Consider the following 20557-nt stretch of genomic DNA (forward strand, 5'->3'; position numbering starts at 1 on the left):
AACGTGAACGTTGGGAGGTTGCTCATTCCACCGTGGCGGTCAGGCCCGGGACCCCAACGGGCTCGCCGAGCATGTTCAAGATGGCGTCGATCGTCTCGCTGTGCTGATGGCGGATGGCGATCTGCAGCGCGTCCTCGCCCTGCTCGTTCTTGGCGTGGAGATCCGCCCCGCACAGGTAGGCGATCAACACGCCAACGCTGTTGCCCTCCGCGGCGTAGTTGAGCAGGTGGGCGTTGGCTTCGGCGTGGGTGGCTTGGCGCATGATGGTCGTCCTCGGGGGTGGTGGTGGACCCGTCGATCGCAGGCCCTACATCCTTCACCTTAGTGGTTTGCCCCAGCCCGTCAATAGGTTGGGGGACATTTTTCAGAGGTGCGTGGGCGCGGGTTGAGGGGGATGCGAAAACGCCCTCCGGGGAGGGCGCTGAGCTGGGCACTCGAAGGGCTAACCGATCTGCCAGGCGGTCCGGTCGGCCCGGGCCTTGTCGATGTGATCGCGCCAGGTGTCCAGGTTGATCAACGCCTTGGTCCGACGTTCGATGCCCTTGAACGCGAACACCCCCGGGCGGGTGAGCAGGTTGTCGGCCGGCGAGATGTTCGCGTAACGCAGGAACGCGGTCACCGCCTGGCTGGAATCCGGGTCGGCGATGCGGTCGATCAGCGCCGGATCCGCCTGGATGAGCGCTGCGAACGGGATCCCGAAGGACATGCCCTGCTGCACCGGGGGCAACGCTTCGATCGCGTGGTACGCGATGGCGTGGCAGGCGTCGTCCTCCACGTGGCCCAGCCACATGTCCTGGGCCTGGAGAACGTCCGCCCGGGCCTGCTCCTTGTCGATCCCCGGCTGCGGCTTGTAGAGCCGGTAGGCGATGAAGAACGGACCGCGTTCGTCCGGCTTGGGCCGCTCGGTGATGCTGAGGGTGTGCTGGTGCAGGGCCTGCAGCTCGTGCGCGTCGATGACGAACCAGCGGTCCTTGAACTCGATCAGGGCGTATTGCATGGGCACTCGGTGTGGTGGTGGACGACCGACCCACCATCGCAGGTGCCCAACTAAAGTCAACGTGGCGGGGCCGTGCTTTGGCACGGGTCTGATCAAAGCCTCAACCGTTCACGACGCTGACCACCCCTTCCCGGGAGAAGCGCACCTGAAACTGCGGCTTGCCGTTCTCGCTCACCTGCACCAGCTCCTCCGTGACGCGGCCCTTCTCCAGCCGCACGGTGGTCAGCACGTCCAGCGGTTTGCCCGTGGCGTCGTGCAGTACGTCGTTGCCCACGACCTGCCAGGTGGCGTTCGAGCCGAGGATCAGGCACGGGCCCTTCGGGCGTGCGCTGCACACGTCCAGGGCTGTGCCGTGGGGAACGCCGATCGGGGCGCCGTTGAGCAGGAGCTGCCCGTTGGTCCCCACCTGGAACGCGATGTTCCCCGTCGCGTGCGCGGTCGAGGCGATCAGAAGCGAAGCGATGAGGAGGGCGAGGCGGCGCATGGGTCAGGTCTCCGGGAGGCTGTTGGGGTGGATCGTGGGTTCGGTGGGTGGTGCGGCTCAGGCCACGAAGGCGAGCACGTGGTCGTCGTGGATGGCCTGGCGGGGGACGCCCAGGGCCACCAGCCAGTCGGCGACGTCGGTGAACCCGTTGTCCTCGGCCAGCTCAGCGGCCGTGCGCTGGAGCGCGTCGGTGGCAAGCCGGTCGGCGCCGTATTGCAACGCGAACTGAACGCCGGTGGTGTTGCCCCTGGCGGCGAATCGCAGCAGTTGCGCGTCGAGCTGGGCCTGGGAGGTGGTGCGTGGCGGCATGGTGATGGATCTTCAAACGTTGGTGGGCACCTCTCCAACGTAATGGATTGCCCAAGTCCGTCAATGGGTTGGGGAAACTATTTTCACGTGTTTTGACGTTGTGCCATGGCACGCCTTTACCGGGCGTTACGTGGGGAACGACGGCGCGTTACCCGGAGGATGGAAAGACCCCTGGAGCCGGAGGCTCCTGGCCGAAAAACCCTGCTGTCGCCTCGGGTGCGCCACGGGTCCGGCCCTGGCCCTCGGTCGCACGGGGTTCCCACCAGGAGCCTCCGGCTCCGTTCGCTTTGGACGTTGGGGTTCGCGCAGCGCCACGCCTTGCTGATTATTTTGACCGCATGGGATTGACTCCCCCTGCGCATTTTGTTTGAATAATCTCAGTCGCAGTACCCGAACCACCGCCCCGCTCTCCGCCAAGCGTGAGCACGCCTTTCAAGGCACGAAGCCCAGCCTCCCGGTTGGGCTTTGTTCGTCCTGCTCCTTGCGTCCTTACCGTCCTTCCCGGCTCAACCGTTTGAGCCGTTCCCGCAACGCGCCCGCGTCCGCGAAGCCGTTCCCTTCGCCGGCCGGGGCCAAGCCTGTCCGTGGGTTGCAGAACAGCACCTGGCCGTGGGACGCCCCGTCGTACAGCGGCTGGTCCTCCACGGCCACCCATGGACGGGAGGGATCGCGCAGCACGTCGGCGAGGAACGCCTCCACCTCGAGACGCCGTGGACCGACCGGGCAGGCCTCGCCCCTCGGATACAGGTGCGCCGGCGTGGCCCCGATGAAGCGCTCGTGCAGCCGCTCGGGGATCCGCGCCATCAGCGTGGCCCACGGCTTCTGGAATCGCCAGGTGCTGGCCCATACCACGTCCACGTCCTGCACCTCGTCGAGGACGTCGATCACCAGGTGCAGCCTGCAGAAGTGGTCGAGCGGATCGCACGCGTCCGGGTGGAGCACCCCGTCCACGTCGAGGAGCAGCAGCGCGTTCCCGCGGTCGGGACGCACCAGGCCACCGGGCCAGGCGGTTCTCCAGGTTCCGGGGGCGAGGGTTGGGCGGGTGCGCAGGTGGCCCCGGATGTCGTCGGACGTGAGGGGCTCGGGGAAGGTGGGCAAGCTCATGGCATGATTATGCCCCGCCCCACCGACCCGATGCCATGCCGCTCACCCTCTGGAACGACTTCTTCGACCGCTTCACCGTGGGCCTCTCCGCGGTGGATCCCATCACGTTCCTCGCGGCCTGGGACCTCGAGGAAGCGCGCACCACGGTCTACCGTGGGATCCTCAAAGGCGTCGCCGATGGCATGGGCCTGGCGTTCAAACGGGAGCATTGCCGGATCGATTTCATGCTCGGTTCGGCGCATCCGGTGGACCGCGATGCCCCCGGGGCGTTCGTGCCGGTGATCGCCGTGGAATCCGAAAACGAAGCGATGGACGCGCACAACGAGGTGAACTACTTGCATGCCCTGACGGCCCCGGTGAAGGTCCTCATCACCTGCGCGTTGTGGACCCGTGAGGGACGTGCCCAGTGGGAGCCCCAACGCTTGCTGGCCCATTGGCGAGCCATCCGCCAGGCGCACGTGGCCGCAGTGCCCCAGCGTCCGGACGATGTGTTCGCCGTCATCGTCGGGGAGAAAGCCCAAAATGGGCGAAGCGTGCGGTTCTTCCTGGAGATGCTGTCGGACCCTGCTGGGAGCACGTCGGGTACAGCGTTCGCCACGGTGTCGCTGCCGGCGTAGGTGTCGGGCCGGCTGGAAAGCTGCAGGCGCCTTTGATGCGAAAAGCCCGGGGAAACCCGGGCTTTGCTCTTGCTGATGGTGAAGGTTCCGCGAACCTCAGTGGATCTGTGGCATGTTGGCCCGTACGGCCGGGCTGAACATCGCCAGGATCTGCCGATTGCCCCACACGCCGAAGTCCTCCACCAGGACATCTTCGACCGTTTCGCCCTTCACGACGCGCTGTTCGATCAGCTCACCGACCGCCCGGAACACGTTCGCGGTTACGGGGTCCAGCGCGGCGTAGGCTTTGGCGGCCACGCTGTAACGGGCGATACGGCGCAGACCTACCGTATTGAAATGCTTGAGGGCCTGGTCGTGCGTCTTGAGATCTTCGCCGCGTTCGTGCAGACCGATCACCTGCTTGTCGATCGCTTGCGCGGTCGCTTTGATGTTGGCCACGATGTCCGGCCGGTTCAACCAGTTGTGGTCCTGACGGGTTTGGGCAGTGTTCAGCATTGAAACCTCCTGAAGGGTGAGCGGTGCGCTCGTGGGATGGACGCCAACCCTCGGGTCTGCGTTGAAAATACCATGGCAGGTTTTTTTGGCCTGTCAACATGAAGGCCCGAGACCACCCGTGCCAAAGCACGGCCTCAGGCGTGCATCCGCCTGGGAGCGTCAAAGCTTGCGAAAGTACTGCCCAGGGCTTCGGAGGAACGCGAGCACGGCCTCGGCCGCACGCGTTTCCAGACGCACAGGCGGCATGGGTTCGACGCGTGGTGGCGGCGTTTCGGTGTAGCCTCGCCAACCGTCTTCCAGGGCTGTCATCACCATCCGCCGTTCGGCGTCGCAGGGTCCAAGGGAGACCGTGTAGACGCCGATGAGGTATGCCCGGGCACGGTTTGGCCGGACGTGAAAACGCCCTCCCAGGAGGGCGTTGGTGGTTTGCTCTACCAGAGCACCCGTCAGCGCTGACGCTCTTCAGGAACGGGCGGTCATCTTCGCCAGGAACGCACGGTCCGCGGCCGATGCTTCCGGGGGTAGTATCAGAGCCATCGCGGTCCCGACGTCGCAGCCGTGCTGTTTCATCAGGTCGTGAACCTTCAACGCGAATCCCTCGTGCAACATCGGACGCCCTTTCCGCTCGGCAACCTCACCGAACACGGCGCGCATCGCTTCGGCGATTCTGGCGTTCATGGCCTGGGCCGTTCCGAACTTGCGCAGCGCCCGGGGAAGGCCACCGAACAGCATATAGACCAGGGCAACGAGGCTAATGAACAGGTTGCCCTTTTGCGCGATGGTCCAGACCGATTCACCCACGGAGCGCTGAAACGCGATGAGGGCGACGAAGATCCACGAATAGATCACGAAGAGCGCCCAGTCGGTGGTCGTGAAGGACTTGATGAACAGAGCCTTCCACCCCTTGCGCGTTGCGACGATGGCCGCCAGGTACACCAGCGACGTCAGCAGGCTCAGCCCGATCACGCCACCATCGGCCACGGCCAGCACCCAAAACGAAAGCTCACGGATCATCATTTCCTCCCATCGTTGTCGCTCACGCGGTCGGGGTGAGCTGCCGTGCCCGTCGGTCAGGACGACGCTGTGGGCCTGCAACCACCTTTGCAGGTTCCTGGCTGCAGTCAATCCATCAGACGCAAAAAACCCGTGCTATGGCACGGTCTTGCCCCAATCAACCGGGCACTTCGAACGGATCGCTGTACATGACGATCGAATCGATCTGCTCCGCGGCGGCGTCAGCGTCCAGGATCGCCTGCTCGTCCGGGGTGAGGGTGCGGGCGCCCATGCCGTCCGCCTGGCCCAGGATGGTCTCGGTGGTCTCCTCGGACAGCTCGATGAAGGTGAGCAGCCACCGGGCGTCGATCTGCCATTCCATCGCGCTTCGCCGAACGTAGACGTCCATGGCCTCCCGGACGTGCTTCTTGACCTCGGCCTCGGTCCAGCCGTTCACGGCCATGAGGTGGGCGGTCGCTTCCGCTTCCCGGCCACGCACGCGGGCAAAGCCAAAATGGGTGACCTCGTGGCACGCCGGGCACAGGGCTTCGATGCTGGTCAGGGTCTGGACGCCGGAGTCCTCGTCGAAGGACCAACGCTCGTGCGCTTCGACCGGCCACTTCGGGCCTTTGCAGAGGCAGATCTGGCAAACGTAATCCGCCGCCTTGGCCGTTTTCTTGCGCGCTGCCGTCCATTCCTCGTCGGTCAGTGCCTTACGCAGGTTGCGGAACCACGCCGACTTCGGCACCAGGTCCACGTACAGGGGCCATTTGGGGCCGTGCCCTGGCACTTGTGGAGGCGGAGGAGGCGCGACGTAATCGGGATCGGTCCATTCCGCGCGTTCGAGGAAGGGGAGCGGGTCCACGTGGTCGGGCACGTACCACTTCTTCTGGTCTTTGTCCCACCGTGCGCCCAAGGCCTTGGCCTCGTCTTTCTGGGCAAACGGAACGTTGAGCAACAGCATGGGAGCCTCCTGGCCCTGATTTCGATTCGAACCAGGCTAGGGGGTACCCACGAAGAGTCAATAGGCGGGAGGCACTTTCAGAGCCGTTGGCGAGGCGTGGACTGGGGCGATGCGGGAAAGGACCCATCCCATGACGTCCGCCCGCCCATGCTTCACCGCCAGGTCGATGAAACGCTCGTTCTGTTCGAACGGAACCGCCGGCATGCCATGACGGTTGACCATGCGATTCCGCTGGGACAGCAGCTCCTCCAGCGTCGCGTGCTGGAACAGCGCGTCCCAGTCGATCTCGCGGTGCCAGTCGATCGAGATGTCCAGGGGTGGCCGTGTTGCCACCACGGGCGGTGCCGGCTTGGGCTTACGGCCCAACAGGGAGGCGATCAGGGTGCGGAGCATGGTGGGACTTACAGGCGCTTGCGCGATTTGGTCCGGGCCACCGGCTTGCTGCTGGCCTGGGCCTCGGCCGCCGGCGCGCGCAGCTCGTGCTGCTCCAGGCGAACGGTGTTGTGGGTCAGCCGTGCGCTGAGCGCGTCCGAGCCGAAGCGGCCGACGAACCGGCCTGACGCCAGGGCACCCTTGAAGAACTCCAGGTCCTCCTCGTTCGTGAAAACGCGCGCCAACCCGGGCCACGTGACGTCCGCCCCCGCCGCTTCGAGCTGGTCCAGGATCGTCGCGTAGCTTTTGGTGAGGACCGCGGCCTCGCTGCTGTTGACCGGGTGTTCGGCGTTCCGGAAGGTGGCGAGCCACAAAGGTTCGTAGTAGCCGTCCAGCCCGTTCAGCATAGCCGGCGTGGTGTGCTTGAGCAGCACCGCCAGGCAGTCCATCGGGATCACCGGGACCTTGCGAAGCGTCCGGCTTGCCGGTGCCCCCAGGTCAAGCAGCATCGCTACAGCCTTCGCAGCGTGCCGGTTCTGACGGATCGCAGAGGTGAAGCTCATGAAGCGCTCGGGCGCCCCGTACTCCTGGGGGCCGTAGGTCAGCAAAGCGCGCGCCGTTCGCACGTCGTGGCGGAGGGCGTAGCGCACCTCGCGGTCGAACGCATCGCGTTGGGCATGGGTGGTCGTGGTGGTGGTGATGAGCATGGAGGGTCTCCTCGGGAAGGGTGGCAGCGCTGTGATCGCGCTGTTGATGGATTCACCTTAACGCGATTTGCCCATCGGTCAATAGGATGGGGAAACTTTTCGCCAACCGATCGAGGATGGACCCTGGCACGGGTTGAAGGATTTCAACGTGCGCCTGGAAACCCACCCGGCTCGCTCCGCGCCCGGCCGCAAAGATCGCCTCCTGGCCCCTTCTGCCGGGCGAGGTTTGGCCTGGGCCCTTCCGGTGTCAGGCCTTGCCGATGCCTCGTGCTTCGTCCAGCATCGCGTCCACGTCGGCCAGTACGCTCTCGTAGGACGCCCTCCCCTTACGATACGCACGCATGAGGGCCGGCACCTCGCGTAGCAGAGCCCAGGCGTTCGCAGGTTCGACGTCGGGCTTGCTGGGCTGGCCAGCATGTCCGCCGTAGCTCGCCAGCAGTTCCAGGATGTCGCCCAGATGGGAGCTGTCCCAACCCCGGCCACCGTTGTCGAGGTCGTCGTCGCTCTCGTCCAGGCGCTCGTCGTCGGACGTGACGGCACGGCCTTGCCTGTGCAGTTCGACCGCTCGCATCACCACCGCCGTCAGGGCCGGATGGTCCACGGTCGGATCCCTGAGCAAGGGGTCGGCCCCAGCGCGCAGCAGCCCTTCGACCGCCTCGATCGAGCCGATGTTGATCGCAGCCCGGAGGGGGACACCGACGAGCTGCAGATCACGTCCGTTGGGATCGACCCCCCGGTTGTGCAAGCGTCGTACCTCGTCCAGATCGTGCTTTCGGAGCGCCGTGATGAGGTCCATCTGGATGCGGTTTTGAGCGGCGTCGTGCAGGCGTGAGCGTGCGTGCATAACTCCTCCTCAGTCGTGCCGGGTGGGTGCGGCCCGGCCCATCGATGCGATGTCGGCGTCGATGTCGTCGAAAATGGCCGCAATGCGGGGGTCCAGTAGCACGTCGAGGATGTCGTCCGGCAGGTCCACCACTGGGCCCAGCAGCTCGTCCAGCTCCGCTTCGATGAGTGCCCGCCGGCCCTCGTCGTTGTTCAAGGTGGTCATCATGGTCTCCTCAGGTGGTCGCCCGGTCCAGCCCTTCCAGGCCGAACTCGCGCAGCAGGGCCGAGACCGTGGTCTCGCGTTGGTCCGCCAGGGCCTGGAGTCGCGCCGCGTCGGGATGGGTGAAACTGGCGAAGAGGGTCTTGCGGTTCAGCGATGGCGGCCCGCGCCGACGGGTGTACGTCGCCTTGAAGGCTTCCAGGTCGGCCCGTTGAAAGCGCCGGTGCGTGCCCACCTGCTCGTAGGCGAGCCGGCCCTCGTCCACCATGCGGTTCAGGGTCGTCGGCTTGATGCCCAGGAAACGCGCGGCCTGGGTCGTGCCCAGGATCTCGGGCACGGGCAGGTCGTCACGGGGTTGGGTTTCCTGGGTGGTGCGTGCGCGAGGCATGGGGCAGATCTCCGTGTGGTTTTACCCACCCTAGAAGATTTGCCCAGCCTGTCAATGGGTTGGGGAAGGTTTTTTTACGTGCCCTGGCACGTAAAAAAACCTGGGAGGCTAAAGCCTCCTGAGCGCAAACCCCGCCTTCGGCCCAGAGGCGTCAGCGGGGTTTTCCGGACCGTGGTCTCCGAGGGTTTGGACGGTGGGGGTCGCGCAGCGTCGTCGCCCTGCTCTGCCGTCAGGTCGTCGCCGCTTCCCTCGCCCGCTTGGCGACCGGGCGAACCCAGCCCTCCCGGTGCGCGTGGAAAAACAGCGGTACGTTGAGGTCCTTGGCCAACGTGTTGCCACACCGCACGATCAGTTCGCCGATCGGACGCTGGTGCACGAACGCGTTCATGCAGAACTGCAACGCCGTCATCGCGCAGCAGAGCGGGTCGAGGTCCTGCGCCTGGATCAACCGGTCTTCGGGTCGAAGTCCCGGCTGGTTTTCACGGTCACGAAACAAGGCCAGCAGCAAGCCGCCCGCCCCGCACGTAGGTTCGTGGATCGTCAGCATCTCGTCGCCGCGCCGAACCGCGAAGTCAATACCGGGGGCCGCCGCCAGGTCGGCGAGGTCGGGCGGCGTGAAATACTGACCCAGCCCGTCGCCCCCGCGCTTGGCGAGCAGTTTGGTGTACAGGTCGCCCAGCACGTCGGTGAACGGCACGCTGTACCGCACCGCGGTCGCGTAGAGCATGAACAGCGCGGTGCTGACCGAGGGGTTGACGCCCGTCGTGTCGATCGGCCCGTGGTACGACGTGCGCAGGCCCGCCTGGTCGCGGAACCCGTCGCTCGCGAACCGGACCATGCCGCCGTACAGCAGTGCTTTGAAGCGATCGGTGCATTCCTGACCGGGCACGTCGAGCCCCTGGGTCAACGCTTTCAGGGCCTCCTTGCGGTTTTTCGGGAGCGTTTTGTGGAGGATGTGCGGGTCGCCGGTGGTGGCGGCGCTGCAAACGGTGTCAAAGGTGGTCATGCGCATCGCCTCGTTCGTGGTGGTTGGTGGTCGGGGCGCCCAACGCGCCCCGTGGTTCGGATCGGTTAAGCCTTGCGATGAGCAGCGTTGGCCTTGATGTCGGCCGCCAACAGCGCGGCGAACACGCGGACCAGCGGCGGAACTTCGACCTCCACCTTCCGAAGCTCGCCGTCTTCCCAGAACCCGTACGCGTGGCTTTTCTCGACGCTCGGGTGAACCGTCACCACGCGGGTCCCATCGGTGTGGTAGTCCTTGATCAGGTCGGCGCGGTGCATCCTCAGGCACCCCAGCGGTACCTTGTGCAGAAGCGAGGACATCGTGATTTGCAGCGTCGCCAGCTTCACCATCGCGGGGTCGATGTCGTTGGCGACCACGAACGTGTTGGCCACCCCGGCCTTGCCGTGCCGGTTGAGCCGGTTGCGCAGCTCAGCGAGCAGCAGCGCCCCCGATCCGCAGGTGGGGTCGCCCAACCGGCGGGGCCCGTGGTCGTCCGCCCCGTTGGCGAACGGTGCCAACAGGTCGGCCATGTCCGCCGGCGTCATGTGTTGCGCCTTGGCCGCGGCCTGTTGCTTCGCGATCGACCCGCCGTACAGATCGCTGAGCAGGTCCGCGAAAGGAACCGCCGACGCGACGAGTGCCAAGTAGTCGCTCCCCAGGTCGCCCAGCTCGGCCCACGCCTCAGGGTGGCCACGGTAATCCTCCAGCTCCACCACGAGCTGGCTGTCGAACCAGACGGACCCGCCGGCAGCGTAGTTGACCAGCAGTATTGGGGGCAACAGGTTGAACGTGACCTGCACGAGGTCGTCGAGCACCTCCTTCACGCCCGAGCGGAACGGGTGACGCTGGGCGAAGCGTCCGACGTGCGCCTTGAAGGCCTCGAACGGGGTGCTGGGCGTGCGGGTGGTTTTACGGGCCATAGGGTTCTCCTGGTGGTTGGGTTGGTCCGGGATGGGTGGTTTGTTTCGTGCGGTTGCTTGCGATGGGTGGTTCTGCGATCAGCCCTGCGCGAGCCCAGTGTTCAGCTCGTCCAGCGCGGGCTTTAAAAGCGTCAAAATCTTGGCGGTTCTCTTGGTGTTGGGGCCGCGCATGTGAAGCGTCTGGTGGTAGAACCGCACGGCGTCGAGCCCGGGACCGCGCGCCGCGCCCGCTTCAACAAACGCCCGTACGATGGACGGGTTCCCCCGGTCGAGAGCGTTCAGGAACGCGGTCCGTCCAATGAGGTCGTCCGGGCGGTGCGGATCCGCGCCGACGCTGAGCAGCAGCCGGACGGTTTTGGTCTTGCCGACCATGGCCGCGTAATCCAGCGGAGAGCGCCCGTTCATCGCGCGTTCGAGATCGCCCCCAGCACGCATGAGACGATCGAGGATCGTGGCCGTCAGCCCGTCCCGGGCGATCAGCCCGTGCAGGACGCTGCCCGTCCGTCCACCGTTCGGGTCGGCGCGGTGATCGATGAGCAGGTCCAACACGCGCCACTGCTCGTCGTCCGCCCATTCCCGTTGTTGCTGCATCTCCAGTTCGTCGAGGGAAGGGCCTTCGTAGTAACCCGGAAGCGATGCGATGTTTCTCAACGCCGTGCCCACCAGCGGACGCGACACACGCTCCAGCGCCACCACGTCACCGCCCATGCCGATCAACGCGGCCAACGCCGTGCTGTCGCCGAGGCCCACCGCCTGACGGATCCGTGCGGTGGCCCACGCCGCGCGCTCGTCCGGATCGTCGAGGTGGTTCAGGAGGTGCACCTCGTCCAAGATCTCGTCGTGGGTGAGCAGGGTGCGCACCGTGCGCTGGCGTTGCTCGCCGGCCGGGACGGCCGCGATCAGCTCGTCCACCGCCGACGTCGATCGGATGAGCGCGCCGCTCATGGCGTCGGTCAGCGGCACCAACCGGTGCAAGACGTGGGCGTGCTCGCCCAGGATCTCGCTCAACTCATTCAAATGTGCGTCGTACATGGCATGTCCTTGTGGGGTGTTGTGATGGTGTCGAACTAGAAGGAACCGGCCACCTCGACCGATCCCACGGGCTCCCCGTTGCGAAGCAGCTCCGCGATGTACGCCCACGTGGTCGCGCCACCCCGGACCACCACGGGCCCCGCGGTGTAGCGGTCCATCGAGCAGTAGCCCAACTCACGGGCGACCATCGCGAAACGCCGGGCCATGTCGTTGCGGGACAAGGCGCCGGTGTCGATGCCGTCGAACACGTCGAGCAGCAGGCCGTTCACGCGCGGAACGTTCGTCCGTGCCATCTCGTCCAGCAGCTCGGGCTTCCAGTTGCAAAACGCGTTGTGCGTCGTCGTTTCCATGGCTACCCCCGTCCCTTGGCTTTTTGAATCGCTTCGACCACGGCCGTATGGCCCCGCCGCGTGGCGAGGTCCAGCGCCGTCCGGCCGTCCGTGGTGAGCGCTCGCAGGTCGATCCCCGCCTTCACCAGCGGTTTCACAAACTCCGCCAGACCGTGCATCGCCACCACGTGAAGGGGGTTGAGCCCCGTCATGCCGGCGAGCGTTTGCCCAGGGTCGCCCCCGTGGTAGCGGACCGCGTTCAGGTGCTTCGCTGCCAACGGCGACGCCAGCGTTTCGCGGAAATCCGTCAGGTCCGCGTTGGCGATGTCGCCCAGCAGGGCCAACCCGAGCAGGTCCGCCTGGTGCGCCCGGCGCAGGTCGTCCCAGCTCGTGCTGCCGCCCCGCATCGCTGCCGTCTGGATGTCCAGCAGGAACACCGCGACGTGGTACTCGTAGGAAACCCCGTGCGGGGGCATCGGGAGCGAGACCGTACGCGAGGCCCGAAGCGGAACGGGCGAAGGCGTGCGGCGCTCGTAAGGACCTGCCTTCGAGTGCTTCCGGGGCTTGTAGTGGCGCGGCCGATTGCGCTGGATGGTGCTCATCGTGGTGGTCTCCGGTGATCGATTTAGGGGTTCGTGGGGAACGCGGTCCAACCCGTCCCCGCATCGACGTCGGTGGGCGATGCGCCCCACGACATCAGCAGGTACATCGCCTCGACGTGGTCGCCCGCGCTCGCCCACATCAGCGGGGTGCGCGCTTCACCGCCGACGCTCTTCAGGGTGCCGTTGAGGTCCGCACCGGCGTCGAGCTGCTCACGCATGGCGTCGAGGTCGCCCGCGTACGCCGCGGCGCACAGGGACGCGGTGGCGAGGTTCAGGGGGGTGGTCATGGGGTTGGCTCCTGAGGGCGCTGGTCAGGCGAGGTCGAACGTCAGCGCCAGCGCAACGGCGGCGTCGAACGGCAGGAGGTTCAGCACCACGGAGCCCGGGTTTTGCGCTTGGACCTTGAGCGCGATGGCGTGGGTGTCGGCCTTGCGCGGGCTCTTCACGCAGCCAAGGCCCTTCTCGTCCATGAACCACACGAGAACCTGACGGGCCATGTCCCTGGTCAGGTCCTTCTCGACCAGGTGACGGGTCACGAGCCGTACGATGGGAAACCCATGCTCGTAGTACGACGCGAGCTGCAGGTCCGCCGGCGCGGTGGCGATCGCGTGCGCGCGAAAGGCGTCTTCTTCTTCCCGGCTGACGAACGAACAGGGCATGTCGCCGCCGTCGCCACGCTCCTCGAAGGTCGCGATGCGCACGCCGTTGCGGTAGAGGGTGCCGGTGTACGCCCAGCCCTCGTTGCCCACGGTTTGCGACCCGATGGTCACTGCGTAGTGGGTGCCCGTTTGCAGGTCTTGCGAGGTGTTCTGGTTCATGGTGGTTCCTTGAGGTGGTGTGGGGTGATGCCAGTGTCCCGGAGGGCCCGGCCTCGGTTGAGTCATCGGGTGGCAAGTCCCAGGGGCGGCCCGAGACTCACAGAACCGGGCGGATCAGAGACGTGCCCGGGCACGTGCGGGCACCGATGCCGGCGTCGCCTGCGCGGCGAGTGCCTCCTCGACGGCGGCGGCCAGCACCCGGGCTTCCTCCTCGACGATCCGCTGCTGAACGTGGGCGAACGCATGGCGGCCCTTCTCGTCGAGGCCGGTCAGGCACCCGGGGTTGAGGGCGATCTGCTCAAGCACCGTTTCGAACCGCCCGTCGGTCAGCGCTCCCGCAGCGATGAACCGCTCGATCAGGGCGCGGTCGCCGCTCCGGATGGCGAGCACGAAGGGGGTCATCCACCCGCCGCGGTAGCTGCTCAACGACACCTCCGCGTGGAGGTTGGGCTTATGCGCGAGCATCAGGTCCAAGGTCCGTTCACGGTTCGCGCTCGGCTTCATGCGGATCAACAGCTCGCACATGACGTGGCCGTGCACGCCCTCATCCCCGTGCCCGTCCACGAAGGCCCCGGCGTTCAGGAAAATGGGCACGAACCGGTGGTAGGAGGGAAAGAGGTTGCGCGGCAGCGAGCCGGTCATGACGTTCAGCGCATCGGCGGCGACACGCTGCCGTGCCGTCGTCGAGCGGATCCGGTTCAGCAGGTGGTCGGTGAGCGCGTGGTACGAAAGCTTCCAGCGGACGAACCCGGTCACCATGGCCCCGGCCAGCTCGTCCTCCTTGCCCGGCGACAGGTGGCTGACTTGCTCGAGCAACGCGTCCACCAGCCCGATCGTGGGCTCGGTCGGTGCGCGGAGCAGCGCCCGGTAGGGCGGCTTGTCCATGTCGTGCTGGTCCAGGATCTTGCGGTCCAGCCCGGCGTCGAAGAGCGCCGTCACCATCCCGATGTCGTGACGCAGCAGCGCCTCCTCCAGCGGGGTCAACGTGTGGCGGGCCGGGGTGCCGTCCACCGTGTCCCGGAACGGCTTGGTCAGCGACACCCCGTGCTGCGCCAACAGGTGCAGCGCTGCGACGTTCCCGGTGCGCACGGCGTGGTGGACCAACGGCAACCCGTGGTGACAGTACGTCCCGGGCTTGGCTTTCGGGTTGGCCACCACGGTGGTCACGAGCTGGGCGAACGCGGCTTGCTCGGCCGCGTCGGAGGGGATCGCCGCCGGGATGACGATGGCGTCGAGGAGGATGAAGGTCATGGTTGCTCCGGGGTTTGGGATGGTTTGAAGTCTCGCGGCCCGGGCGCCGCGGTTTGAGTCATCGGGAGGGGGGTGCCCAGCGCTGGGCGAGACTCACGCGCTGGGCATAGGAAGCGAGGCGCCTAGTGGCAGGTGGCCATCTCCGGGGGCAGGAATCCGGAGGCCACCATGCGACCGCGGATGTGGGCGAGCACCTCGCCCATGCGGGCGTCCAACGGCGGCAGGCACGCGACCGCCTTCGCCTGCGTCTTGCCCTGATTGATGAGGGTCTGGACATACGAGGAACGGATCAGCATCCAGGCCGTCGGCGTCTGGCCGTGGACCAGCGCGACCTCCAGCAAGCCCATGCCCCTCTTCGTCAACGCCAGCATGTCGGCGCCCTGCTCCATGAAGCTGTGCATCTCGTCGGCGTCGCCCATCGCCACAGCGTTGTGCAAAGCGGTGTAGCCGCTGTCGATCGGAACGCACACCGGGGCGTTCGCCCCGTTGGCCGGCGCGTCGATCGTGGTGATGTGACGCAGCACCGCGGCCACCTCGTGATGCTTCATCGCTTCAGCGATGCTCAGGGGCGTGTGGCCCCGCGAGCGGTCCACCACGTCCGGGTTCGCGCCGGCCGCCAGCAACGCGTGCACGAGGGCCAGACGGTCGTCCGCCGCGGCGTAGCCCAGCGGGGTGTACCCGTCGTGGTCCGTCGCTTCGAGGTCGGCGCCCGCCGCCAGCAGCGTCAGGACCACCCCGAGCTGGTTGGTCCGAACGCCCCAGTGCAGCGGGGTCGCCCCGTCGCTGTCGCGGGTGTTCACGTCGTAGCCCGCGTCCAGCAGGATCGGCAGCAGGTGGGCGTGCCCAAAATGCGCGCTCAGGTGCAACGCGTTCACGTTGTAGACCGGGCCCATGCCGCTGTACGACCGGACGTCGATGGCGTTCAGGTGCTCGATCTCGAGCGCGAGGGTCAACGCCTCAGCGTTACCGCTGCGAACGGCCGGAAGCAGGCGGTCGGTCACCGCCGCGCCGGCGTGGTTGAGCGCTGCGTCGGACAGCGTGATCCCACGGTGCGGGCACGCCGTCAGCAGCGAACCGACCGCCCCCAGAGGGCCGCGAAGCCAGACCTCCGCCGGCGACGTGACGACGGGCAGGTGGCGGATCGTCAGCGACGGACGGCGATCGGCTTTCCGACCGGTTTTGCTCTTCTTGCTCATGGTGATGCTCCTGTACTATTGAGAGGACTACTTATTGAACGATGAAGGGTTTGGCTGTAATAACCGGCGGGGTTCGGCTTACGTGGGGGCCACCTGCCCCGGGGCGTCCGGCAGGGCCAGCACGATCGTGGGCTGGGCGCCCCCCATCAAGAGGGAGATCAGGACCATCGTCCAGAAGGACTGGGCGTGGCCCTCGCTGCCCTTCTTCGCGCCCTGTGCGTCCAAGGCCTTCACGCACCCGTCGAACATCTCCTGCGGGATCAGAAACTCGGCGATCCACACCGGGTTGCTCCCGGCTTCCCGGATGACCGGGAGGATGTCCACAAGCTGGCCCGCGCGCGGGCCCTTTTTCGGTTGCTCGGTGATGCCTTCGATGCGCGGTTGGTTCGTCATTTGCCCTGCTCCTCGTGGTGGTTGTGCTTCGACGGTACCCAGCATGGTCGTGCCACCGCCCGCGGTTGGGTCTTGCGGGTCCCGCCAAAGCGGGTACTCCAAGACTCACGCGGACGGCGACGCTGGTGTAGGCATGGCCGGCCTTGCGGGCCGACCACCGAACGAAGTTTGAGGAAGGGCCTGCGCCAGGCCGAGTCCTGGCCGATGCGGGCCGCCCAGGGGCGTGAGACTCACGGGCGGTGGTCGGTGCGGACGGGCGCGTGGGTGGGGATCACCGGCCGCAGGCCAGCAGCGCGCAAGCGGGGTCGCCCTCGCCTCAAGAGGTGGTGGGCGCGGTATGGGGGCTGGTTCGTGGGTTGGTTCGGTTGTTCAGGCGTGGGGGTGAAACGGTGCCGCTGCGCGCCACCCCAACACCCTCGGGGCTCACGCTCCCGATCGCCCTCCGGGCCGTGGCCACCGGCGAGGGGGTAGTGCCCGGATGGGGAAACCGGGCGGTGCGCCGATCAGACGCTGATGTGACGCGTCCTGGCGGAGTAGCGGGCCTCGCCCATGGGGCGGCCCGGGCGAGCGGGCGCGATCGCCACCTGTTCAGGGTCCTGCCCCACGACGTCCGACGGCAGCGGAGCGCGCCCGTAGCCGTTGCGGTCGAGGTAATCGCTGTGCATGCGACGCAACCAGCGACGCACCCCAGCCTCCACGCCGAACCGTGCGGCGTAGGCCAGGATGCGCGGTCGCACCACCCGCAACAGGTGGAACACCCGCTCCTCGAAGTGGTTCTCCCGCCATTCGATGCCCTGACGCTCGCCCTTGGTGACGCTGGTCGCCACCGCGAGCACCAGCGCCTCGTGAACAAAGAGGAACCCGGGCTCCGGATCCGGAGCCACCGGGACGTCCCGTCCGAACTGGTCCGGATCGACGGTGTTCACGGTGCGAGCGCCCAGGCGCATCGCCCGCATGAAGGCCTCGCCCGTGAAACGCGAGAGCTGGTCCGCGTGGTACAGCTCGTTGCGGTCCAGGAGGCTCGCGGGTTGATCCTTGGGCGCCAGGTCCGGGTTCAGCCAGGCGCGCAGGCCGTGCCTGAGGTCGTCGCTCCGCGCCTTGCCCGCCTCCGGGTGAAACGCCACCCCGTCCAGCTCGCAGACCTCCGCCACGGACCGGTGATCGTCCGACCGCCCTTCGCGGTAGCAAAGCAACGGGTGCCAAAGCCCGTCCCGGGACGTGTCGCCCCGCAGCATCGCCCATAGGGGCAAGGGTAGGTCTTCGTCGTCGTGGCACGGGCCGACGGTCCAGAACCGTTCAGCGCCCGGGACCACCTTCTCCGCGACCGTCCAGAACGTCGTGGCCAGGGTGGTGTCGCCCACCGCTCGCTCTTCGTCGTCCGCTTTGGTGCCGCCCGGCACGATGGTCCCGGCTTCCCAACGCGACCAGCCGTTGCCCCGTCGTCCGACCAGGCGGTCCATCTGCCGGCCGGACAGCACCCGGCGCTTCGGTTCGACGGGGGCCGCGCTCGCCGCCTTCTTCTTGTGGACGGTCGCCGCATCGTCCAGCACCGGCTTGTCCGACCCGCTGACGTCCTGACGCTCGACGTTCGCCTTCCCCAGCTCGACGTCCAGGTGCTCGCGCACCTCCGGATCCGCCAGACGTGCGGAAAGCCCGGGCTCCCCGTTGAGGATCCGCTCCGCCGTCGTGCGCACCCACCACGCCCACGCCCGGCCCCGGACGCTCTCCCAGTCGTTGTCGTTCTTCCTGTTCGCCATGCCGCCCCGTCCTGCCCGTTCGTTGGTCCTGCGCCCATTTTAGCCGGGCTGGCCACCGGGGGATCGCCAAGGGCAACGCCTGGCCCGTCGCGGGCGCCGTGGTCGTGAGTCTCGGGGGCCGTTCGCGACCGGGGGTCTGAAGACCCAGCCCAGGAGCGGGCGTGCGACGAAATAGGGGTCCGCCCACTCCTGACGACGGACACCATGACCGCCCTCGCCCGTACCTCCCGCTCCGCTCGCGAGCTGGACCAGTTTTACACCGCCACCCCCATCGCCGCCGCGCTGATCGACAACCTCCCCGATCACCTCGGGGGCGTCGCCCTCTCCGGGTTCCGCTGGCTCGAGCCGTCCTGCGGGACCGGCGCGTTCCTGAACCTGCTGCCCGACGGTTCGATCGGGGTGGACCTTGAGCCGAAGTGCCCGGGCGCCGTGCAGGGCGACTTCCTCACGTGGGACCTGCCCACCACCGACGACCCGCGCCCGCTCGCGGTGCTGGGCAACCCGCCGTTCAAGCATGACGTCGCCTTTTTCAACCGCTGCGCGTCGCTGGGCGCTGCGTTCGTCGCCTTCATCGTCCCCCGCTCGTGGGAAAAGGCGTCCGTCCAGAACACGCTGGACCGCCGCTTTCACCTGGTTCACGAGGAGGTGCTGCCCCTCGATGCGTTCGTCTTCGAGGGCGCCCCCAAGGCGGTGCCCACGGTCTTTCAGGTCTGGGAAAAGCGTGACGAGCTGCGCCCGCTGATCGTCCTGCCGACCACGCACGCGGATTTCGCGTTCGTGCCGGCGGCGCAACGCGAGACCGCCGACTTTGCGATCCAGCGCATCGGGGTGAACGCGGGCGCCGTGAAGGATCTCGACGCCGAGCACCTGAGCGAGAACTCCCACCGCTTCGTGCGCGCGATCGACCGCTCCCGGGTGGCCGAGGTGCGCGCCGTCTTCGAATCGGTGGACTGGGCCCCGGTGAAGGCGCGCGTCGCCGGCAACCCCAGCATCGCCAACGGCGAGATCGTGCAGGCCTACACCGAGGCGGTGCACCACCGCTGGATCGACGTGTGGGCCGCCGAATGGTTCGCGCAGGACGAGCAGGACGCCAAGGTGGAGGCGGTCCGGTCGGCCCAGCCGTTCGCCCTGTCCTTCGAGGACGGGTGCGACGTGGCCGCGGTCTACGCGCACATCGCCGAGCTGCAGGCCGCCTCGGGCCTCGACGCGGAAGGCCGCGCCACCGGGGGCGTCGTCTACACGCCCCCTCGTGTGGCCCGCACGCTGGTCGATCTGGCCCGCCTGCAACCGACCGAAACGGTCGTCGAACCGGCCGCCGGCCGGGGGATGCTCGTCGCCGCGCTGATCGAGCACTGGCTGGACCAGGGTTGGACCCACGAGCAGATCGCCCTCTGGGGCGAGGAACGTCTGTTCGTCGGGGATCTGGACGGTTTGGCGCTGCAGGACCTCGCCGGCTGGTGGCGTGGGTTCTTCGCCGCCCACGGCGTGGTGTCCGAGCTGCGCAACCTGCGCGCGGGCGATGCCCTGTTCGAGGGGTGGTCGGACCGCACCTTCGACGTCACGTTGGCCAACCCTCCTTACGTCGGGCTGCAGCACCTGCCGAAGGACCACGCCCAGCGCGTGCGCTCGACGTTCAAGACCTGCGCGAAGGGCCGTGGGGACCTCTACCGTGCGTTCCTCGAACGTGCGCAAACGCAATCCCAGCGGTCCGTGATGATCGTGCCCAACGCGTGGATGCGCACCACCGCCGGCACCGCCTTGCGCGAGCTGTTGCGCAACCGGGTTCGTGCGGTGATCGATTTCGAGAGCCGTCGTGTCTTCCTCGGTCCGCAGGGGGCCAGCGTGCTGACCGCGATCGTTTCGACCGGCCCGGCCACGCAGGCGCCGGTGCTGTTCCGCACGGACATGCCGCACGAGAGCAGCACGCCCTGGACCGTGGCGTTCCGCCAGAGCGACGCCGCGCTGGGCCCCAAGGCGTGGGCGCTCGCCCCGGCCGTGCCGGGCGACGAGGTGAGCCCGGACGCGGAAACGCTCGGGGACATCGCCGAGATCCACATCGGGATCGCGACGAACTGCAACCCGGCGTACGAGCTGGTGACGGGCACCGTGGACGGTGACGAGCTGGTCACCCACGACGAGGTGCAGGGGCGCGACGTGCGCCTGCCGCTGGGCCAGGCCCCGCTCTACCTGAAGGGCACGACGGTCAAGGATCGCACCGATCTGCGGACCGCCCACCGGATGCTGTGCCCCTACGGGGAGGATTTTGAGGTCGTGCCGGAGCACGGCTTGACGCCGGACGTGCGCGCCTGGTTCGAGGCCCGCCGGGGCACGCTGCTGGCGCGCGACAAGGGGGACGTGGCGCAGTACGAGGCGTGGTACGCCTTTGGCCGCCGGCAGGGGTTGATGGCGTTCCGCCCGGACGAACGTCTGTTCCTCGTCCCGAGCATGGCCAAGGGGCCGTTGGCCCCGGTCGAGTTCATGCCCTGCGAGGTGGGTGGGCGTTTCCTGTGGACCTCCGGCTACGTCGTGCGTCCCAAGGACCGGTCGCCCGAGGGTTACGACCGCCTGCGGGCGGTGCTCGAATCCCCGGGCACGTGGCGCTTCCTCGCGCGCCGCGGGAAGATGTGGACCGGTGGGCACCGCTCGTTCACGCCCAAGCTGTTCGCGTCCGTGCCGACGGGGAACCTGAAGGCACCGGTGGCGGTGACGGTGACCGCCGGTTCGCACGTGGCCGACGATCTGGTGGTGTAGCCGGTCGGCTACACGTGAAGGGGTGCGGTG

The 20557-nt window shown here is 67.5% G+C and carries 26 protein-coding genes; 2 read left to right on the forward strand and 24 right to left on the reverse strand.

Going from position 1 to position 20557, the window contains the following annotated elements; genetic code table 11:
• Positions 1 to 22 precede the first annotated feature (22 nt).
• From BLQ92_RS15515 to BLQ92_RS15535, 5 genes are all read right to left on the reverse strand, one after another.
• Complete coding sequence (locus BLQ92_RS15515) at positions 23 to 262, reverse strand: hypothetical protein (RefSeq protein ID WP_090685417.1); 240 nt, start codon at positions 260 to 262, stop codon at positions 23 to 25.
• 180 nt (positions 263 to 442) lie between these two features.
• Complete coding sequence (locus BLQ92_RS15520) at positions 443 to 997, reverse strand: hypothetical protein (RefSeq protein WP_090685418.1); 555 nt, start codon at positions 995 to 997, stop codon at positions 443 to 445.
• A 100-nt stretch (positions 998 to 1097) separates the two neighbouring features.
• The gene (locus BLQ92_RS15525; protein ID WP_090685419.1) at positions 1098 to 1481 is read right to left on the reverse strand and encodes a hypothetical protein; all 384 of its coding nucleotides are present in this window, start codon (positions 1479 to 1481) and stop codon (positions 1098 to 1100) included.
• Between the two features lie 57 nt (positions 1482 to 1538).
• Positions 1539 to 1790, reverse strand: coding sequence for a hypothetical protein (locus tag BLQ92_RS15530; protein ID WP_090685420.1), 252 nt, complete (start codon positions 1788 to 1790; stop codon positions 1539 to 1541).
• Between the two features lie 489 nt (positions 1791 to 2279).
• A complete protein-coding gene (locus tag BLQ92_RS15535) occupies positions 2280 to 2894 on the reverse strand; it encodes an HAD domain-containing protein (protein WP_090685421.1) in 615 nt (204 codons plus the stop codon).
• Between the two features lie 35 nt (positions 2895 to 2929).
• Between BLQ92_RS15535 and BLQ92_RS15540 the strand changes: the two genes are divergently transcribed.
• Positions 2930 to 3511, forward strand: a complete 582-nt coding sequence (locus BLQ92_RS15540; protein WP_090685422.1) for a hypothetical protein — start codon at positions 2930 to 2932, stop codon at positions 3509 to 3511.
• A 96-nt stretch (positions 3512 to 3607) separates the two neighbouring features.
• Here the strand turns inward: BLQ92_RS15540 and BLQ92_RS15545 are convergent, their stop codons facing one another.
• The 19 genes from BLQ92_RS15545 to BLQ92_RS15635 form a co-directional block, all read right to left on the reverse strand.
• Positions 3608 to 4006 (reverse strand): hypothetical protein, encoded by a 399-nt coding sequence (locus BLQ92_RS15545; RefSeq protein WP_090685423.1) that lies wholly within the window; start codon positions 4004 to 4006, stop codon positions 3608 to 3610.
• Between the two features lie 462 nt (positions 4007 to 4468).
• Complete coding sequence (locus BLQ92_RS15550; RefSeq protein ID WP_090685424.1) at positions 4469 to 5023, reverse strand: hypothetical protein; 555 nt, start codon at positions 5021 to 5023, stop codon at positions 4469 to 4471.
• A 154-nt stretch (positions 5024 to 5177) separates the two neighbouring features.
• The gene (locus tag BLQ92_RS15555; RefSeq protein ID WP_090685425.1) at positions 5178 to 5963 is read right to left on the reverse strand and encodes a DUF5710 domain-containing protein; all 786 of its coding nucleotides are present in this window, start codon (positions 5961 to 5963) and stop codon (positions 5178 to 5180) included.
• 57 nt (positions 5964 to 6020) lie between these two features.
• A complete protein-coding gene (locus tag BLQ92_RS15560) occupies positions 6021 to 6356 on the reverse strand; it encodes a hypothetical protein (RefSeq protein ID WP_090685426.1) in 336 nt (111 codons plus the stop codon).
• 8 nt (positions 6357 to 6364) lie between these two features.
• Entirely contained in the window at positions 6365 to 7042 is a 678-nt protein-coding gene (locus tag BLQ92_RS15565; protein WP_090685427.1) for a hypothetical protein, read from the reverse strand.
• 247 nt (positions 7043 to 7289) lie between these two features.
• Complete coding sequence (locus tag BLQ92_RS15570) at positions 7290 to 7886, reverse strand: ankyrin repeat domain-containing protein (RefSeq protein ID WP_090685428.1); 597 nt, start codon at positions 7884 to 7886, stop codon at positions 7290 to 7292.
• 9 nt (positions 7887 to 7895) lie between these two features.
• Entirely contained in the window at positions 7896 to 8090 is a 195-nt protein-coding gene (locus BLQ92_RS15575; RefSeq protein WP_090685429.1) for a hypothetical protein, read from the reverse strand.
• Positions 8091 to 8100: 10 nt separating this feature from the next.
• Positions 8101 to 8475 carry a helix-turn-helix domain-containing protein gene (locus BLQ92_RS15580; RefSeq protein WP_090685430.1) on the reverse strand — a complete coding sequence of 125 codons (375 nt, stop codon included), beginning with the start codon at positions 8473 to 8475 and terminating at the stop codon, positions 8101 to 8103.
• A gap of 229 nt (positions 8476 to 8704) precedes the next feature.
• Positions 8705 to 9481, reverse strand: a complete 777-nt coding sequence (locus BLQ92_RS15585; protein ID WP_176860751.1) for an N-6 DNA methylase — start codon at positions 9479 to 9481, stop codon at positions 8705 to 8707.
• Positions 9482 to 9546: 65 nt separating this feature from the next.
• On the reverse strand, positions 9547 to 10398 hold the full coding sequence (locus BLQ92_RS15590) for an N-6 DNA methylase (RefSeq protein WP_090685432.1): 852 nt from the start codon (positions 10396 to 10398) through the stop codon (positions 9547 to 9549).
• A 78-nt stretch (positions 10399 to 10476) separates the two neighbouring features.
• Positions 10477 to 11430, reverse strand: a complete 954-nt coding sequence (locus BLQ92_RS15595) for an ankyrin repeat domain-containing protein (RefSeq protein WP_090685433.1) — start codon at positions 11428 to 11430, stop codon at positions 10477 to 10479.
• 35 nt (positions 11431 to 11465) lie between these two features.
• Positions 11466 to 11780: a hypothetical protein gene (locus tag BLQ92_RS15600; protein WP_090685434.1), complete on the reverse strand. Its 315-nt coding sequence runs from the start codon at positions 11778 to 11780 to the stop codon at positions 11466 to 11468.
• A gap of 2 nt (positions 11781 to 11782) precedes the next feature.
• Entirely contained in the window at positions 11783 to 12361 is a 579-nt protein-coding gene (locus BLQ92_RS15605; RefSeq protein WP_090685435.1) for an ankyrin repeat domain-containing protein, read from the reverse strand.
• Between the two features lie 23 nt (positions 12362 to 12384).
• Complete coding sequence (locus tag BLQ92_RS15610; protein ID WP_090685436.1) at positions 12385 to 12648, reverse strand: ankyrin repeat domain-containing protein; 264 nt, start codon at positions 12646 to 12648, stop codon at positions 12385 to 12387.
• Between the two features lie 24 nt (positions 12649 to 12672).
• Positions 12673 to 13179, reverse strand: coding sequence for a hypothetical protein (locus tag BLQ92_RS15615; protein ID WP_090685437.1), 507 nt, complete (start codon positions 13177 to 13179; stop codon positions 12673 to 12675).
• Between the two features lie 114 nt (positions 13180 to 13293).
• Positions 13294 to 14430: a hypothetical protein gene (locus tag BLQ92_RS15620; RefSeq protein ID WP_090685438.1), complete on the reverse strand. Its 1137-nt coding sequence runs from the start codon at positions 14428 to 14430 to the stop codon at positions 13294 to 13296.
• A gap of 122 nt (positions 14431 to 14552) precedes the next feature.
• A complete protein-coding gene (locus BLQ92_RS15625) occupies positions 14553 to 15626 on the reverse strand; it encodes an ankyrin repeat domain-containing protein (RefSeq protein ID WP_090685439.1) in 1074 nt (357 codons plus the stop codon).
• Positions 15627 to 15704: 78 nt separating this feature from the next.
• On the reverse strand, positions 15705 to 16019 hold the full coding sequence (locus tag BLQ92_RS15630; protein ID WP_090685440.1) for a hypothetical protein: 315 nt from the start codon (positions 16017 to 16019) through the stop codon (positions 15705 to 15707).
• Positions 16020 to 16522: 503 nt separating this feature from the next.
• A complete protein-coding gene (locus BLQ92_RS15635) occupies positions 16523 to 17776 on the reverse strand; it encodes a hypothetical protein (protein WP_090685441.1) in 1254 nt (417 codons plus the stop codon).
• A 204-nt stretch (positions 17777 to 17980) separates the two neighbouring features.
• On the opposite strand from BLQ92_RS15635, the gene BLQ92_RS15640 reads away from it, so the two are divergent.
• Positions 17981 to 20527: an Eco57I restriction-modification methylase domain-containing protein gene (locus BLQ92_RS15640; protein ID WP_090685442.1), complete on the forward strand. Its 2547-nt coding sequence runs from the start codon at positions 17981 to 17983 to the stop codon at positions 20525 to 20527.
• Positions 20528 to 20557 lie beyond the last annotated feature (30 nt).

The sequence above is a fragment of the Paraburkholderia phenazinium genome, from assembly GCF_900100735.1.
Classification (GTDB): domain Bacteria; phylum Pseudomonadota; class Gammaproteobacteria; order Burkholderiales; family Burkholderiaceae; genus Paraburkholderia; species Paraburkholderia phenazinia.

Coding starts and splice junctions, on each gene's coding strand:
- BLQ92_RS15515 (WP_090685417.1), bottom strand. CDS start 262: ATGCGCCAAGCCACCCACGCCGAAGCCAACGCCCACCTGCTCAACTAC.
- BLQ92_RS15520 (WP_090685418.1), bottom strand. CDS start 997: ATGCAATACGCCCTGATCGAGTTCAAGGACCGCTGGTTCGTCATCGAC.
- BLQ92_RS15525 (WP_090685419.1), bottom strand. CDS start 1,481: ATGCGCCGCCTCGCCCTCCTCATCGCTTCGCTTCTGATCGCCTCGACC.
- BLQ92_RS15530 (WP_090685420.1), bottom strand. CDS start 1,790: ATGCCGCCACGCACCACCTCCCAGGCCCAGCTCGACGCGCAACTGCTG.
- BLQ92_RS15535 (WP_090685421.1), bottom strand. CDS start 2,894: ATGAGCTTGCCCACCTTCCCCGAGCCCCTCACGTCCGACGACATCCGG.
- BLQ92_RS15540 (WP_090685422.1), top strand. CDS start 2,930: ATGCCGCTCACCCTCTGGAACGACTTCTTCGACCGCTTCACCGTGGGC.
- BLQ92_RS15545 (WP_090685423.1), bottom strand. CDS start 4,006: ATGCTGAACACTGCCCAAACCCGTCAGGACCACAACTGGTTGAACCGG.
- BLQ92_RS15550 (WP_090685424.1), bottom strand. CDS start 5,023: ATGATGATCCGTGAGCTTTCGTTTTGGGTGCTGGCCGTGGCCGATGGT.
- BLQ92_RS15555 (WP_090685425.1), bottom strand. CDS start 5,963: ATGCTGTTGCTCAACGTTCCGTTTGCCCAGAAAGACGAGGCCAAGGCC.
- BLQ92_RS15560 (WP_090685426.1), bottom strand. CDS start 6,356: ATGCTCCGCACCCTGATCGCCTCCCTGTTGGGCCGTAAGCCCAAGCCG.
- BLQ92_RS15565 (WP_090685427.1), bottom strand. CDS start 7,042: ATGCTCATCACCACCACCACGACCACCCATGCCCAACGCGATGCGTTC.
- BLQ92_RS15570 (WP_090685428.1), bottom strand. CDS start 7,886: ATGCACGCACGCTCACGCCTGCACGACGCCGCTCAAAACCGCATCCAG.
- BLQ92_RS15575 (WP_090685429.1), bottom strand. CDS start 8,090: ATGACCACCTTGAACAACGACGAGGGCCGGCGGGCACTCATCGAAGCG.
- BLQ92_RS15580 (WP_090685430.1), bottom strand. CDS start 8,475: ATGCCTCGCGCACGCACCACCCAGGAAACCCAACCCCGTGACGACCTG.
- BLQ92_RS15585 (WP_176860751.1), bottom strand. CDS start 9,481: ATGACCACCTTTGACACCGTTTGCAGCGCCGCCACCACCGGCGACCCG.
- BLQ92_RS15590 (WP_090685432.1), bottom strand. CDS start 10,398: ATGGCCCGTAAAACCACCCGCACGCCCAGCACCCCGTTCGAGGCCTTC.
- BLQ92_RS15595 (WP_090685433.1), bottom strand. CDS start 11,430: ATGTACGACGCACATTTGAATGAGTTGAGCGAGATCCTGGGCGAGCAC.
- BLQ92_RS15600 (WP_090685434.1), bottom strand. CDS start 11,780: ATGGAAACGACGACGCACAACGCGTTTTGCAACTGGAAGCCCGAGCTG.
- BLQ92_RS15605 (WP_090685435.1), bottom strand. CDS start 12,361: ATGAGCACCATCCAGCGCAATCGGCCGCGCCACTACAAGCCCCGGAAG.
- BLQ92_RS15610 (WP_090685436.1), bottom strand. CDS start 12,648: ATGACCACCCCCCTGAACCTCGCCACCGCGTCCCTGTGCGCCGCGGCG.
- BLQ92_RS15615 (WP_090685437.1), bottom strand. CDS start 13,179: ATGAACCAGAACACCTCGCAAGACCTGCAAACGGGCACCCACTACGCA.
- BLQ92_RS15620 (WP_090685438.1), bottom strand. CDS start 14,430: ATGACCTTCATCCTCCTCGACGCCATCGTCATCCCGGCGGCGATCCCC.
- BLQ92_RS15625 (WP_090685439.1), bottom strand. CDS start 15,626: ATGAGCAAGAAGAGCAAAACCGGTCGGAAAGCCGATCGCCGTCCGTCG.
- BLQ92_RS15630 (WP_090685440.1), bottom strand. CDS start 16,019: ATGACGAACCAACCGCGCATCGAAGGCATCACCGAGCAACCGAAAAAG.
- BLQ92_RS15635 (WP_090685441.1), bottom strand. CDS start 17,776: ATGGCGAACAGGAAGAACGACAACGACTGGGAGAGCGTCCGGGGCCGG.
- BLQ92_RS15640 (WP_090685442.1), top strand. CDS start 17,981: ATGACCGCCCTCGCCCGTACCTCCCGCTCCGCTCGCGAGCTGGACCAG.